Annotated in this window: 14 protein-coding genes and 1 tRNA gene; 4 read left to right on the top strand and 11 right to left on the bottom strand. The window is 42.1% G+C overall.

The window, feature by feature from the left end:
- Window positions 1-62: 62 nt before the first annotated feature.
- Window positions 63-617 (bottom strand): DUF3332 domain-containing protein, encoded by a 555-nt coding sequence (locus tag NQ565_RS11670; protein WP_005654124.1) that lies wholly within the window; start codon window positions 615-617, stop codon window positions 63-65.
- 148 nt (window positions 618-765) lie between these two features.
- Window positions 766-1,194: a DoxX family protein gene (locus NQ565_RS11665; RefSeq protein ID WP_022103419.1), complete on the bottom strand. Its 429-nt coding sequence runs from the start codon at window positions 1,192-1,194 to the stop codon at window positions 766-768.
- Between the two features lie 206 nt (window positions 1,195-1,400).
- On the opposite strand from NQ565_RS11665, the gene NQ565_RS11660 reads away from it, so the two are divergent.
- Window positions 1,401-2,594: a BamA/TamA family outer membrane protein gene (locus tag NQ565_RS11660; protein ID WP_005654126.1), complete on the top strand. Its 1,194-nt coding sequence runs from the start codon at window positions 1,401-1,403 to the stop codon at window positions 2,592-2,594.
- Window positions 2,581-4,287: a lipid A phosphoethanolamine transferase gene (locus NQ565_RS11655; protein ID WP_005654128.1), complete on the top strand. Its 1,707-nt coding sequence runs from the start codon at window positions 2,581-2,583 to the stop codon at window positions 4,285-4,287. Before NQ565_RS11660 ends, NQ565_RS11655 begins: the two co-directional genes overlap by 14 nt.
- Window positions 4,288-4,384: 97 nt before the next feature.
- On the opposite strand, the gene NQ565_RS11650 is transcribed toward NQ565_RS11655, so the two are convergent.
- From NQ565_RS11650 to NQ565_RS11625, 6 genes are all read right to left on the bottom strand, one after another.
- A complete protein-coding gene (locus tag NQ565_RS11650; RefSeq protein WP_005654129.1) occupies window positions 4,385-4,942 on the bottom strand; it encodes an NAD(P)H-dependent oxidoreductase in 558 nt (185 codons plus the stop codon).
- Between the two features lie 165 nt (window positions 4,943-5,107).
- Entirely contained in the window at window positions 5,108-5,710 is a 603-nt protein-coding gene (locus NQ565_RS11645) for a hypothetical protein (RefSeq protein WP_005654131.1), read from the bottom strand.
- Window positions 5,711-5,764: 54 nt separating this feature from the next.
- Window positions 5,765-6,208, bottom strand: a complete 444-nt coding sequence (locus NQ565_RS11640; protein ID WP_005654132.1) for a toxin-antitoxin system YwqK family antitoxin — start codon at window positions 6,206-6,208, stop codon at window positions 5,765-5,767.
- Between the two features lie 30 nt (window positions 6,209-6,238).
- On the bottom strand, window positions 6,239-8,554 hold the full coding sequence (locus NQ565_RS11635; RefSeq protein ID WP_005654134.1) for a rhomboid family intramembrane serine protease: 2,316 nt from the start codon (window positions 8,552-8,554) through the stop codon (window positions 6,239-6,241).
- A gap of 202 nt (window positions 8,555-8,756) precedes the next feature.
- The gene (locus NQ565_RS11630) at window positions 8,757-9,554 is read right to left on the bottom strand and encodes a DUF1266 domain-containing protein (protein ID WP_005654135.1); all 798 of its coding nucleotides are present in this window, start codon (window positions 9,552-9,554) and stop codon (window positions 8,757-8,759) included.
- A 30-nt stretch (window positions 9,555-9,584) separates the two neighbouring features.
- Window positions 9,585-9,935 carry a DUF1266 domain-containing protein gene (locus NQ565_RS11625; RefSeq protein ID WP_005654136.1) on the bottom strand — a complete coding sequence of 117 codons (351 nt, stop codon included), beginning with the start codon at window positions 9,933-9,935 and terminating at the stop codon, window positions 9,585-9,587.
- Window positions 9,936-10,038: 103 nt separating this feature from the next.
- Here NQ565_RS11625 and NQ565_RS11620 point away from each other — a divergent pair, with 103 nt between their 5' ends.
- Both NQ565_RS11620 and NQ565_RS11615 read left to right on the top strand, forming a co-directional pair.
- Entirely contained in the window at window positions 10,039-10,380 is a 342-nt protein-coding gene (locus tag NQ565_RS11620; protein ID WP_005653242.1) for an ISAon1 family transposase N-terminal region protein, read from the top strand.
- A 10-nt stretch (window positions 10,381-10,390) separates the two neighbouring features.
- Window positions 10,391-11,359: an ISAon1 family transposase gene (locus NQ565_RS11615; protein WP_005654137.1), complete on the top strand. Its 969-nt coding sequence runs from the start codon at window positions 10,391-10,393 to the stop codon at window positions 11,357-11,359.
- Window positions 11,360-11,508: 149 nt separating this feature from the next.
- On the opposite strand, the gene NQ565_RS11610 is transcribed toward NQ565_RS11615, so the two are convergent.
- The 3 genes from NQ565_RS11610 to NQ565_RS11600 all read right to left on the bottom strand — a co-directional run bounded on the left by NQ565_RS11610 (window position 11,509) and on the right by NQ565_RS11600 (window position 14,130).
- Window positions 11,509-11,581, bottom strand: a tRNA-Lys gene (locus NQ565_RS11610).
- A 94-nt stretch (window positions 11,582-11,675) separates the two neighbouring features.
- Window positions 11,676-12,479, bottom strand: coding sequence for an MBL fold metallo-hydrolase (locus NQ565_RS11605; RefSeq protein ID WP_005654138.1), 804 nt, complete (start codon window positions 12,477-12,479; stop codon window positions 11,676-11,678).
- Window positions 12,480-12,747: 268 nt separating this feature from the next.
- Complete coding sequence (locus NQ565_RS11600) at window positions 12,748-14,130, bottom strand: peptide MFS transporter (protein WP_005654139.1); 1,383 nt, start codon at window positions 14,128-14,130, stop codon at window positions 12,748-12,750.
- Window positions 14,131-14,177: the final 47 nt, after the last annotated feature.

The following is a 14,177-nucleotide window of genomic DNA, read 5'->3' as shown; positions in this document are numbered from 1 at the left end:
AAAGGCTGCGCGGTTCTTTGACGAACATTGCGCAGCCTTTCTGTTTTATCTTGTTTCAACTCTTAACGTGCAGCGTAATAGGTATTGACCATAGTTGCCTGACGTGCAGCAGATACTCCCTGCGCATCCAAAGTAACGGTCAGGTCTTCACCGTTTGGTAAAGTCATCTGTGCAGTACCGTCATTGTTAATCTGCAAAAGTTCAGTGCTGACGCCTTCTGCAACTACATTCCAGGTATTCAAATCTTTATCGTAAATTAATTCCATAGATGCGGTTTCGCCTTCTTTTGTAATGGAATAACCGTTCTCAAGAGTTTCTACCAGATAGTTTCCGTTTTCGCCTTTTACTTTCTTTACCTCACCAATGCTTGCCATAGGGTTGCTTCCGCTCCAGAATTCAATAGAATTGATAACCAAAGCATCTGCCAAATAGCATATACCATATACCGGAATGATATTGAATGCCAGGTAAACAAGCTCATTGACAAATTTATTTCCAATACCTTCGTTCCAACTCAACAGCTTGCTATGCAATCCGAAAGAACCGATACATGAACTGAAAAGAAAAGCACCGCATACCATTACAGTTGCAGCCAATTTCAAATTGAACTTTTTCATAATAACTTTCTTTTATTTTACTGTATTTTATTGAGATAAAATCTCAATATTTATATATACTAGTGCAAATATAACCATTTTTATAACATAGACATTAAAAAAGCTGGAAAAAACAGTATTCTGTAAAATAAAAGAGCCTTATTTATTTCTATTTGCGAGAAAGAGATTGGGAAATCCAGCGGTCTACGGCAAATTTTCCCGGTCCTATAATATACATCAATACAAATACCACCAAATAAACAAATGCAAGTTCTTTTACCGCAAACGGATCATTGCCATGAACAATGAAGAATGCCACACACATCGTAAATATCATAGGAATCATTGCCAATCTGTATAAGAAGCCTATGATGAATGCCATTGAGCATGCCAGTTCGCCAAAGATGGCCAATCCCAGAGAAAGGGGACTGCCGATGCCGAGAGGGTCGGGGAACACCGTAGAAAGTTCCTGATAGTTTGCCCATTTATCAATACCGTGATTCATCATCAGAATACCGAATACAATTCTGACTACTAATAATATAACAGATATAAAAACGCCATTCGGATTGGTAGGAAATAAAAATCGTTTTAACATAATCATTCGTTTTTTTAAGTTGATATATGTTCTTAACAAATAAGAATGAATAAATGTTTATTTCCGTCGCTTCTTTACGCCCACAATACTTTAAGGAAATAACAGACATTAAATAGGAAGAAACGGAAACAAAAAGCCCCGTAACATTGTTGTAACATGAATTATTTACAACTAACTTTGTTTCGAGGTTTTCTTAATAATAGAGAATGAACACAAAATTAAAAGGATGTCTGTTATCTTTAATCTTGTTGGTGACTGTAACTGCTGTGCATGCACAAACACGTTTGGCAGAAGCAAATACTTCGGCAGACATGGATTCTGCCATCATTCTTGATTCTGTTCCTGTAAAGCGGAACTTTTTCAGAAAATTTCTGAATTATTTTAACGATGCCAATAAAGAAAAGAAAAATAAGAAATTCGATTTTAGCATTATCGGCGGACCGCACTACTCCAGCGATACCAAATTAGGGTTGGGACTGGTGGCTGCGGGGCTTTACCGTTCCGACCGGAACGATACGATTCTGCCGCCTTCCAATGTTTCATTGTACGGAGATGTTTCTACGGTAGGCTTCTATCTGTTGGGAGTACGTGGAACGCATTTGTTTCCTCATGATAAGTATCGTTTGAACTACAATCTGTATTTCTATTCTTTTCCCAGTCTGTATTGGGGTGCAGGATACGACAATGGTGCCAACAGTGACAATGAGAGCGATTATGACCGCTTTCAAGCACAGATGAAAGTGGACTTTATGTTCCGGTTGGCACGTAATTTCTACGTAGGTCCCATGGCTGTATTCGATTATGTATACGGACATGGTTTTGAAAAACCGGAACTGTGGGAAGGCATGAGCACGCATACTACGAATCTAAGTGTAGGTTTATCGTTGCTTTATGATTCGCGCGACTTCCTGACAAATGCGTATAAAGGATACTATTTGAGGATAGACCAACGTTTCAGTCCGGCATTTTTGGGAAATAAATATGCTTTCAGCAGTACAGAACTGGATACGAGGTATTATCATACCATATGGAAAGGCGGCGTTCTGGCGGGGCAGTTTCATACACTGCTCAATTACGGAAATCCACCTTGGGGACTGTTGGCAACTTTAGGCAGTTCGTATTCCATGCGTGGCTATTATGAAGGGCGTTATCGTGACAAATGTGCCATGGATGCTCAGATTGAGCTTCGCCAGCATGTATGGAAACGAAACGGAGTGACTGTATGGGTAGGAGCGGGAACTGTTTTCCCAAAGTTTTCCGAGTTTGACGTGAAGCATATTCTTCCTAATTATGGCTTCGGCTATCGCTGGGAATTTAAAAAGAGGGTGAATGTACGTTTGGATTTAGGGTTTGGCAAACATCAGACCGGATTTATATTTAATATCAATGAAGCTTTTTAGAAAAATTCAAAAATGGTTTGAAAACCAAGAGAACTTGTATTACTTGTTCCTGATAATTCTGATAGTACCCAATATCGTACTATGTTTTACTGAACCTATGCCACTTGTGGCGAAGGTGTGCAATGTATTGCTTCCATTCTCCATATATCACATGATAATGAGTTGGTCGGGAAATTGTGGCAAGACTTTTTGGATATTGTTTCCTTTCCTGTTTTTTGGAGCATTCCAGATTGTATTGCTATATCTTTTCGGACAGTCTGTTATTGCAGTAGATATGTTTCTCAATCTGGTGACAACAAATCCCGGTGAGGCTTTGGAATTGCTGGACAACCTGATTCCCGCCATTATTATTGTTGTGCTGCTATATATACCGGCGCTGGTTTTGGCTGCGGTGGCCGTCAGCAAGAAACGGAGACTATCGGAAACGTTTGTTCGCAGAGAACGTAAACGTGCCCGGATAACGGTCATTGCAGGAATTCTGTCATTGGTAGCTGCTTATCTGTTTGATGCCCGTTATGAATTGAAATCGGATTTGTATCCGGCAAACGTATGTTATAATATTGCACTTGCCTTCCAACGTACTGCACAGACGCAACACTATGCGGAAACCTCTAAAGATTTTACTTTTCAGGCAAAAACCACCCGTCCGGAGAAGAATAGGGAAGTTTATGTTATGGTAATCGGAGAGACATCCCGTGCCGCTAACTGGTCTATTTACGGGTATAACCGCAATACGAATCCGGAACTTACCAAAATAAAAGGATTGACAGCCTTCTCTCATGTACTGACAGAATCCAATACTACGCACAAAAGTGTCCCTATGCTGATGTCTTCGGTTACGGCGCACGACTTCAATTCCATCTATCGGCAAAAAGGAATTATCACAGCATTTAAGGAAGCGGGCTACCGGACTGCTTTCTTTTCCAATCAACGCTATAACCATTCTTTCATCGATTTCTTTGGAAAAGAAGCCGATATATGCGATTTCATTAAAGAAGATGCAGGAGATGGCAGTTACAATCCTTCGGACGATGAACTTTTGAAACTGGTAGCCGCCGAGTTGGCAGAAAATGCTTCCAAGCAATTTATCGTTCTCCACACCTATGGTTCCCATTTTAATTATCGGGAACGCTATCCGGCGGACCACGCTTTCTTTTTGCCTGATTTTCCGGTAGATGCAGAATTGAAATATAAGGATAATCTGATAAATGCTTATGATAATTCTATCCGGTATACAGATAATTTTCTGGCTCGTCTCATCCGGATGTTACAGGAACAGGACATAGATGCGGCAATGCTTTATACCTCAGATCATGGAGAGGATATCTTTGATGATGACCGTCACCTTTTCCTGCATGCTTCACCCGTTCCGTCCTATTATCAGATACACGTGCCTTTTCTGATATGGATGTCTGACAATTATCGGAAGAATTATCCGGATCTTTTTAAAAATGCAGAGATAAACCGACAGAAAAATATTTCATCCAGTGCGTCTTTCTTCCAGACGATGCTGGAATTAGGTGGCATAGACACACCTAGCCGAAACGATTCATTGTCCGTAATAAATGCTTCATATACCGAAAAAAACAGAGTATACCTCAATGACCATAATGAAGCCCGTTCATTGAACGATATAGGAATGCGTGAAGAGGATTTTACCATGCTGCAAACGAAAGGGATAGTATACAGGTAAAATCAATATGCTGATTACTAAAACAGCCAAGCACCATTCGAAATTTCAGACGAATGATGCTTGGTTCTGTTATTTTACGGGTATTGCCGCTGGAGTATCACCAATCACCGCTTACGTGACTCTTTCCTATTAGGGACTCTATTTTCAGTTTGTAGTCATTAACTCCCTCTGCAATGTTTTTCCCGGCATCTGCCGTTCCCATTCCGTATGCGACAACAGGTGTCTGCCATACCATTCCGGCATGTAGGGCACTTGCCTGATAAGGTCTTAACAGTTCATCCATTGTAAAGTTGTTTCTTCCCCCACTGCGATATGCACTGTATTCGGAACCGGTAGTGACCGTTACCAATAATGCCTTTCCTGCCACAGCCGGAGTTTTAGCCAAATAAGTAAATACCTCATCCTGCCATTTCTTCAACAAGGAAGGAGCCGACATCCAATATAACGGGAATTGAAACACAAGAGCAGATGCCTGCGATATAATCTTGCTCCATAAATCAATATTATAGGCATCTTCCGGACGCATTTCATATAAATTGTATATTGCCACTTCTTCCATTTCTTTAACAGCATCCATTAATGCCTTATTGGCTTGCGAACTTTTAATGTCGGGATGTGCCAAAAGAATCACAACTTGTTTTATACCTTTATCCATATAGAGTATATTTTTTATAAATTAGAAATAGCTGCCTATTGATTACAAAAATACTAAAACATAGATATATAACAAAAAAGTTGTGCCAGTGTTTTGACGCCTTTTCACGATACCGGCATTATCCTTAATTTGAAACAAGCAGAATAATCCAAATCTGCTTTTTAGTTAGAATGTACCGGAGGGAATAGGTAACGGCTTCCCGGATTCATCATATAGTTCCGTAACGGTGAGAATTTTATATCCATATACATTCTGTATCTTTTTGACGCATTTCAGTTGCCTGTTTTTATAGTATTCTTTGGCAAATACCACTTCTCCGCCTTTCATATGCCCTTCTTCCTGTATTGTACCGTCTTCATAAAACTGACGATAGTCACGCTTGAAGTTTTTGAAATCAAGATTATATTCTTCTTTCATTATCTTGTCCGTTCCGGGATAGAACTCCTGTATGCTCTTCACTGACAGGTCCTCATTATAGTAGTACCGTTCTAACGGATAGCTATTCTTGTCAAATTTCACAGAATAATATGGCATTTCCGTATAATTTTCCTCTCGGACAAGTTTCTCGTTTTCATCCCATTCCTGCCACCGGCCGGTTTTCTCGCCTTTCTCTGTGTAATGCTCTATACATTTCGGCTTTCCGCTCAGTGCCCAGGTTTCCTTATATTCGCCTTTCTTGCCGCGCCATCCCCAAGCATACCCCTCTCTTATAAAAGGCGGCATATCAGTACCGCCTTCTTCATAGATGCGGAAAGGACCATGCTGCATACCTTTGCTGTACGAAACGAACGTGATTAATTGACCGTTATTGTCAAATGTTCGTTATTGTCCGTCCACTTCGCCATTCTTGTAGTCCCATTCCGTTCTTCCTATCCGGTTGTATTCTATCATCAACCCGTCTATCTTTCCTTGTTCGTTCCAGACACATTCTTTCTTCACAGTGCCGTCTGTATAGTATTCATACCCTTTTCCCCTTAGTATACCTTTTACATAGGTCAGCTTCTGTACAAGATGATTGTCTTCATATTTTTCATATAATCCATCGAGAATGCCATCCTTGTTGAAATGGGCTATGGTGTAAGACCTGTAGCTTAATATAATCCGGCACTTTCCATGTAGTGGAGTACGGTCATATATATTCCGCCATTGGTATGTAAAATCTCCCAATGGAACTCTTTCCACATCGTTAATATCCAGTGGCTCTTGTGCAAAGAGCATACTCCCGTAAAGTGAAAGGAGCAGCAGAGATAATAGTCTTTTCCTCATAAGCGTTGAATACTTTATATTTTTCACAGTCTAATTTATTCTTATGGTCTTTATAATCTCCTGAACTTCGGATTCAGAACAGTCATCAGATGTTGTGGAAGTAATGATGAAGTTTTCCAGTGTCTCCTCATTCATATGGATAACAATATTCTGATTTATATGGATACTTCCACCGCCTGCTACAGCGCATTCCATCTTTCCCGAAATCCTTTCGAATGTTTTTCCATGAATATTTATGTTTTCTGACCGGGAGTCTTTCATGGAATTAATCAATAAATCATACATATGTTCCATTGCTCCCTTAGAAGGAGCTTTGATGTAGCTAACGGTTAAACTGCTGACACCATGTCCTCGAAGTTGCAATATCTGTTCCGTATCGGACTTTCCTATTGTTTCCCAAGTTGACGGATATTGGCAACTGAAGCCACAGCTATTATTTATGTATTCTTTCATTCCATTGCCCAGATCTGTTTCACTTCCGGTGAAAGTGGAAACATCCGTTGCATTTTGCGGCATATAGTACGAGGTGTTGGGATCTGTTTCAATAGTATCTTTTTCAGAAGAAACGCTTTGTGCGTATTCTTCAAGTGTACCATTCTCCCACATCTCCCTGATTTCTATAAAATCTGCCGGCAGGTTGGATGTCTGTCCTGCAAAAAGTGCCGTAAAGATCAGCACAAAAGAAATTTCCGTAATCGATATAAAGAGGGTAGAGGTTTTCTTCGTTGCAAATCGGTCAGTCAGCAAGTATATGATGCCTAATATGATTCCGGACACAAGTCCGCCAATATGGGCGGCATTATCTATGCCCTCTGCTCTTGCACCGGACATAAGGTTATAGAATACAAAGAAACCGATACTGTATAACAAGGACTTGCGTTGCCCTTTTTCTATCCTGTGATGGAACACCAGATAAGAAAGGAATATTCCATAAAGTCCGAATATCGAACCGGAAGCTCCGGCGCTTATGGTTTCAGGGTGCATTGCCAAGCTGGCAAGAGCCGAAAACAATCCTGTCAGAAAATATGCGCTTATAAGTCTCCTTCCGCCGATAAGCTGTTCCAGGAATATTCCGATATACAGCAGTGCGTACATATTCATAAGAACATGAATCACTCCTATATGAATGAAATTACAGGTAATGGTCCTCCACCAGTCACCGGTAAGTGTAAGGGGACCGAAATCCGCTCCCCATTTTATGATGGATATTCCTGTGGGAGCAAGCAGACTCACTCCGCATATCGACATGACGACAAATAGGGCAATATTGATATAAACAAGCAGGGGTGTTGCCATATTCCCTTTACGGATTGTCAGTATTGAACGTAAGGAAGCATTCGCTTTTTCATCCATGCTTATGGAACTATCCCCGTTTTCTTCAAAAGCAGAAAAATTTCTACATGTGTTTTCTCTGTGTGTATCGACAATATATGATACATTCTTCATCTTGTCCAATAGAGGAATGATGCCATTGGCTTGTTTGAACAGAACTTCTTCCGTATATACAGGAACCAGTTGGTAAATAGCCACAGAATCTCCATTGGGCAGTTGACAGTTTTCCGCACCCTTGTCCCGTTCTTCGGGAATGGTAAGCAACATGGATGTCATGAGAGTATCATCCTGCAACGGTGTACCATCGGACAGCGAATGCCCACATGCAAGCCAGGAATCCCCTTGTTGAAGCCATGAGACACATTGCAAAAGCCAGTCAATCGGCCATGAGTCTTCTGTATTCCATGTTGGTGGCATACACATACAGAATTTACACCTCGAAGGAGTTGCTTTATCCGGCACCGGCATAACAGAAGCACCTGCTCCACATGTTACCAATGTATAGCAGTCAAACCTGCTTGTTGGTTCAACAATGAGGATTTCCACTCCTGACGGTGAAACAATGTTTTTTGTGATGCCTTTAATACCTCCATAGAAGTGACGGATATGAGCAATGACAGTATTCTTTTCTTCCGGAGTATATGCACACGTGGTTTTATTTACAGTATCGGCTTCCGTCGGAGAGATATTATGAACATTTTGCAACTGCTGCATGGTAGCTGTAAGCTTATTAAGGTTCTGCTTGTTCTTTCCCCAGTCCATGAACTGCATGGATGTGCATATGCTTGTAGCAAGAAGTTGTCCGTCCTTCCCGTCTATTGCAGAAAGAATAACCTTTTCTTGCCACGATCTAAAACTTGTAGGCGTATAAAAATCTGATTTATCACGTTTTATACTGCCCGCTTGCCAACCGAGAGATTTGGATGCCTCAATGGCAAGAAGCATCAGCTCTTCGGATGAATATCCGGCTAACTCTATTGTCCGCTCATATTTCGGTCTGAATCCTGTTGCCATAATTAAATTATACAAAATAAATGTAAACACAAGTTGTAATATATATTGCTTGTGTTATTCTTTTTCTTGTGCTACATGTATGATATATGTCCTATAATTGAAATTATAAATAGAAGAAACCGCATTTCATACAGACAAGACAGATAATGCGGTATCTGTGAAAAGCCGGTTTCTTACTAAAGTAGAGTTGTAAAAAAGTTGTTTACCAAACGTATTTTCTCCACGGGCTGTTTTCATGTGTCATCAATTCATCGGCAGTACTTTTCATTACAGAATTGTATGCACTTTTTCCTCCCCACAAGGAACGTCCGATAACATAGCTCATAGCCATATCATTCCACGAAGAGAATGCCGAATGTGCCATGTCGTATGCCACATCTATGTATCTCCAGGCATCCGCTTCGGAGATGTAGTCCATTTCGCAGCAAGCACGGGCAAGGAAGCAGATTCGTCCCGCATCCCAACCGGCAACGCCATAACGCTTTAAATCTTCCTTGCTCACAATCACTTTGCAGGAAAGCAGTTCCTCATAGGTTTCCTGCAAATTCTGAAATTGCATGACAATCTTGTCGTAATCTTCTTGAGAAGTCATGTTCTGCTGAAAGATTTCATCTTGTTCTTCCGGTTTGTCCAGCAGGAATGCCTGATAGACAAAGGGAAAATAATACCGGTATCCTTTTTGGCAAAGATAGTCCAGTTCTTTCCGGGCATCTTCCGTAGTCTCAATTCCCCACCATTCTCCAAGTATTTTGGGGAGCATATCGGGAATACCGGTTTCTATCGAGTTCTGATATGCTCCTTGCTGAGAAGCATACATAGCACCGATGGCAATCTTCTTGCATTGCTCGTCGGTCAATCTTGATTTAGGGTTCAGACATACGCCTTTAAAAGACCTGCGTATTTTTCTGATAAATGAATATGTACTTTTCCCTTTCTTGAAAAGCCAGGCCCCACCCACAACAGCAGCTATTGCAGCGGATATCCAAAAATTGTTGTCCATATTATTTCATACTTATAAAGGTTTCTGCCGTTATTCTTTCCACATAGACTGTTTCCAGGGTGATTCACCGTTCTTCAGCAAGAGCTCTACTATCTCGTATGCTGTTTCGCTGTCTGTCGGATCGCCATGCCATACTCCACGCCCCATGATGAAACTCCGTCCGTATTCTTCCCATGAAGAAAAGTGTTCGAGCGCAGTATCTGCCGCTACCTGCATGATATGCCACATCTCATCTTCACGGATATAATCGCAAAGATATGCCCAACGTCCCAGATTCACCAAACGCACCAAATCCCAAGCGATGACACTCTGAGGCATTTGCCCGGCAGGACACCAGCCGTTTTTCTGCATTTCCTCTGCAATCAAACAAACATCTTCCATCTTGTCATCCCCATTACAGTGTTCCTCTGCGGGTCAATGTAAAAACCTGAGGGGTAATATTTGTAAAAATCCTATCTTTGCATAAAACTAACTCAGAAATCTTATGGACAACAACGGCTACCGTCTCCTTCTTCCTGAAGGGACATTGGATTATTTCATCATCTCGGACGTAAAGGAAAGCGCATCGGAAATAGTGATTTATTTAGAAGAAAAGAATGAAGTTCCTAAAGAATACGCAGGAATGAAAGTTGAGAGCAAGGGTTTTTACGAACCTGTTGTGGTTCAGGATTTCCCCATACGCGGCAAGAAGCTTTTTCTGAACGTGCGCCGGCGCAGGTGGGTTGTCAAGGATGAGAACCGTTACGTGAGCCGTGACTGGAAACTGGTTGCCGGTGGTAGCCGTATGACGCATGAATTTGCGTCTTTTTTAAAAGAATTATATTGATAAGCTGCCGGTGGGCTGCAGGCTGTTGGGAACGCTGTTCGGGGTCGACGGGGAACTGCTCGAGCGGCAATACCGGAATCACCTGAGCGGTTATCTCTGTTGGGAGCAGCTTCCTCATGCCGAAGAATGGCTTCTTTTCGAGAAGAACATCGGTGTTTATGTGGGACTGGATGAAGTCTGCCTTTCCCGCGGAGAATTATATACCGTGTTGATAAACAAGGAGAGAAAAGGCCGTTCGGGCAGTCTTATCGCCGTTGTGAAAGGAACAGATGTAAAGACCGTGACCTCCGTACTGCTCCGTCTTTCCCGCCGCAGACGCTTTCAGGTCAGGGAGATAACCATGGATATGGCTCCGAACATGGAGCAGATCGCCCGCCTCTGTTTTCCCGCCGCACGCCGCGTCACAGACCGTTTCCATGTGCAGAAACTCGCTTATGAGGCGGTTCAGGATATGCGCGTTAAAGCACGTTGGGAGGCTTTGGACGAAGAATCTGTTCAGATCGCCCATGCCAAAGCCTGCGGGAAGATATATCATGCGCCGGTCTTTGAAAACGGTGATTCACGCAAACAGCTTCTTTCGAGAAGCATTTACCTGTTATATAAGAAGGAATCCTTGTGGACGGAATCACAGCGCGTACGCGCCGGCATCCTGTTCCGGGAGTATCCCGATATTAAGAAAGCATACTACCTCTCCATGAGGCTCGGACTGATATACCACCAATGCAGGTACAAGGATGCGGCATTGACGCATCTTGCCCGCTGGTATGACGAGGTGGAAAAATCAGGGTTTCTTGCTTTCGGAAGAGTGGCACGTTCCGTACAGATGCATTACCGGGAAATAATCAACTTCTTTGACAGACGTTCAACAAACGCTGCTTCCGAATCGTTCAATGCAAAAATAAAGGAGTTCCGCACACAATTCAGAGGAGTAAAGGACAGAGCTTTCTTCCTGTTCAGACTGGCGAAAATTTATGCATAAGCTATGAATCCCTCAGGTTTTTACGTTGACCCTTTTTACGTGGGTCCAAACCGAGCCGTTGTTTCTGTATATTTCTGGGGGCATAAAAGAAAAATCTCTGAAAGTCAATAACTTTCAGAGTCTTTTCTTCAATTTACTTTTTTTATTCGTACACCCTCAGGGATTCGAACCCTGGACCCACTGATTAAGAGTCAGTTGCTCTACCAACTGAGCTAAGAGTGCATCGCCAATGTCTCATTTGCGGGTGCAAAGGTAGTCCTTTTATTTTATTTTGCAAACAATTCCAGGAGTTTTTTTCGATGAAATCGGCATATTTTTATTCAAACTCATATAGTTCGGAAGGCGTAGTTCTCTTTAAAGCGCAGAGTTGTACGTCTTTACCTACGATGATACCTTTTTCTCTTAATTTCCATTCAACAGTTTTATAGGCCAGCTCCGGGTGATTGTTATCTTTACTTAGATGGCAAAGCCAGATGTATTGCAGATGTTCTGTGAAATTTTCTGCAAGGAATTCTGCGGTATCAATGTTACTCATGTGTCCGGTACGACCGGTTATGCGCTCTTTCAGGTATTGGGGATAAGTACCCATACGCAGCATTTCATCATCGTAATTGGCTTCCAGTATCAAATAGTTGGCTTTGCAGATATAATGTGCTGCGGTAGGAGTTATTTCTCCGAGGTCGGTAAGAAAAGAGAATACCTTTCCGTCTATCTCGATGCAATATCCCACATTGTCCGTACCGTCATGAGGAACTTCAAAAGATTCGATACGGAAATCTTCCAGTTGCATAGGCTGTTGTTTCTCCAGATAGCGGACGGATGAATGCAACTTCTCCGTCATGCAATAACTCTTATTAATACCTTCGTGAATGCGTGCCGTTGTATAAATAGGTATATTCAGTTTTTCTCCCAATCCGCCTACCGCTTTTATATGGTCGGCATGGTCATGGGTAACAAACACCGCACGTATCATTTCCATGTTGATACCTGCCTCTTTTAATCCTTTTTTTATGGTACGGACAGCGATACCGGCATCAATAAGTATTCCGTATTTTTCTGTGCCTATATAATAGCAGTTGCCACTGCTACCACTTGCAAGGCTTATAAATCTTACTTTCATTCTAATCTCCTTAATTAAAAAGAGGGTATGTTAAAATTCGCTTATTATTTGTTTCTTTTTAGGCACGGATTACATGGAAAGCACAGATTTTCTTTATTCTTTTTTCCGTGAAATCCGTGTAATCCGTGCCTAAAAAATCATCAAGTGTATTTCGACACCCCTCAAAGACAGTGCCATGAGGACAGAATTAAGCATGCTTAATTTATGCCGGATGCGACCTGTCTTTACATCGGGCGACAAATATAGCGAAAATATGCAATATAAAAGATTATACTTTCTTCTTTTTGTCGATGGATTCGGTGGTTTTGGCAAAAATCAGCAACGCTATGGCAGCCACCAATCCTATTCCCGCAAAGTAATACCAGATGTAATGCGCATTGACGCTGGCAGCTTCCCAAGCTTCCCGGGTTGCAAATAAAGCCGGGTCGGGACAATATTTGGTAAGCAATACACCCGCTATGCCAAAACCGAAAATAGAGGACAGGAAAGAATGGAGATGGCTGAATCCGAGATACATGCCTTCTTCTCCCTCAGGAGCCTGTAAAGAGAAATATTCCAGATAGCGCGGAGAAATAAAGCATTCCGCCAAAGCTTGAACTACAATACCGAGTATCATCATCAATGTAATATTGCTCATGCCGGAAATAATCTCGTTGCCCAGCAGGTTTCCACACGCCATCAGTAACGCGGAAACAGGAATCAGGAACATACCGATGTTCATGGACGTAATAGCCGTACGCTTTGCCATCCACCTGGTGATGAAACTTACACAGCAAACCACAACAAAAGGATTTACATTGGCTATCCAGCCCGGCTTGGCCGTTTCGCCCGCCATACGGATAACATACTTGGGCATTGTGGCATATAATTGTTGCTGTACCATCCAGAATCCAGTTACGATAAGGATAAGAATCAATAAACGCCAGTTGGTGATGATGCGCAGAAAACCTTGGCCTATTTCGCGCATACTTTTACCTTCGCCTGCCGTATGTGCCGATTTATACAGAAGGACAACGGACAGCAACGCCAGAATAGTCATTGTGGCAGAGAAGAAGTTGATATAGATATAGGCCTGCTCACCGATAGCGTTGCGTAAGGGGTCGATAATGGTCTTTCCGGTAAAAGCACCGAAGTTCACCATCATATAAAAGATTGAATAACCACGGGCGCGGGTTGCTTCGGTGGTTTCTTTCGCAACCGATGCGGATATGATAGATTTGATGAACGAACCGCCGAGCATGATGACAAACAAAACGGGAACAATCATCCACCGTTCGCTACTGTCGGCCAGCCCTGAAAAGCGCGTAACTTCGCCATATTCCACCAGTCCGGCAGCTTCCAGCAGTGTAGGCAGCACGCCCAGACCCAAATATCCTGCAGACAGTAAGGAAAATGCGATAATCATTGATTTACGGAAACCTATCTTATCGGCATAAGCTCCGGTAAAAATGGGAAGCAGATACAGTCCGCCCGAAAACAGGCCGGAAATCATACTCGCTTCAAAATCGTTAAAACCTAAAATGTTGGACAGATAAATGGTAAGAACAATAAATACGGCATAATATGCCATGCGTTCAAAAAGTTCTACTGTGTTGCTTACCCAAAAGGCTTTGCTGAAACCTTTGGCATTAGTTTGGGGTGATTGAGTCATCCTTTACTGATTAATAGTTATGTTTTAATTACTTATATTTGCAGCAA

This window comes from Bacteroides stercoris ATCC 43183, assembly GCF_025147325.1.
GTDB lineage: Bacteria > Bacteroidota > Bacteroidia > Bacteroidales > Bacteroidaceae > Bacteroides > Bacteroides stercoris.
This window is presented reverse-complemented; position numbering and strand designations above follow the sequence as displayed.

Excerpts from the sequence above, each read along its gene's own strand:
- NQ565_RS11670 (WP_005654124.1), bottom strand. The coding sequence starts at position 617 with ATGAAAAAGTTCAATTTGAAATTGGCTGCAACTGTAATGGTATGCGGT.
- NQ565_RS11665 (WP_022103419.1), bottom strand. The coding sequence starts at position 1,194 with ATGTTAAAACGATTTTTATTTCCTACCAATCCGAATGGCGTTTTTATA.
- NQ565_RS11660 (WP_005654126.1), top strand. The coding sequence starts at position 1,401 with ATGAACACAAAATTAAAAGGATGTCTGTTATCTTTAATCTTGTTGGTG.
- NQ565_RS11655 (WP_005654128.1), top strand. The coding sequence starts at position 2,581 with ATGAAGCTTTTTAGAAAAATTCAAAAATGGTTTGAAAACCAAGAGAAC.
- NQ565_RS11650 (WP_005654129.1), bottom strand. The coding sequence starts at position 4,942 with ATGGATAAAGGTATAAAACAAGTTGTGATTCTTTTGGCACATCCCGAC.
- NQ565_RS11645 (WP_005654131.1), bottom strand. The coding sequence starts at position 5,710 with ATGCAGCATGGTCCTTTCCGCATCTATGAAGAAGGCGGTACTGATATG.
- NQ565_RS11640 (WP_005654132.1), bottom strand. The coding sequence starts at position 6,208 with ATGAGGAAAAGACTATTATCTCTGCTGCTCCTTTCACTTTACGGGAGT.
- NQ565_RS11635 (WP_005654134.1), bottom strand. The coding sequence starts at position 8,554 with ATGGCAACAGGATTCAGACCGAAATATGAGCGGACAATAGAGTTAGCC.
- NQ565_RS11630 (WP_005654135.1), bottom strand. The coding sequence starts at position 9,554 with ATGGACAACAATTTTTGGATATCCGCTGCAATAGCTGCTGTTGTGGGT.
- NQ565_RS11625 (WP_005654136.1), bottom strand. The coding sequence starts at position 9,935 with ATGGAAGATGTTTGTTTGATTGCAGAGGAAATGCAGAAAAACGGCTGG.
- NQ565_RS11620 (WP_005653242.1), top strand. The coding sequence starts at position 10,039 with ATGGACAACAACGGCTACCGTCTCCTTCTTCCTGAAGGGACATTGGAT.
- NQ565_RS11605 (WP_005654138.1), bottom strand. The coding sequence starts at position 12,479 with ATGAAAGTAAGATTTATAAGCCTTGCAAGTGGTAGCAGTGGCAACTGC.
- NQ565_RS11600 (WP_005654139.1), bottom strand. The coding sequence starts at position 14,130 with ATGACTCAATCACCCCAAACTAATGCCAAAGGTTTCAGCAAAGCCTTT.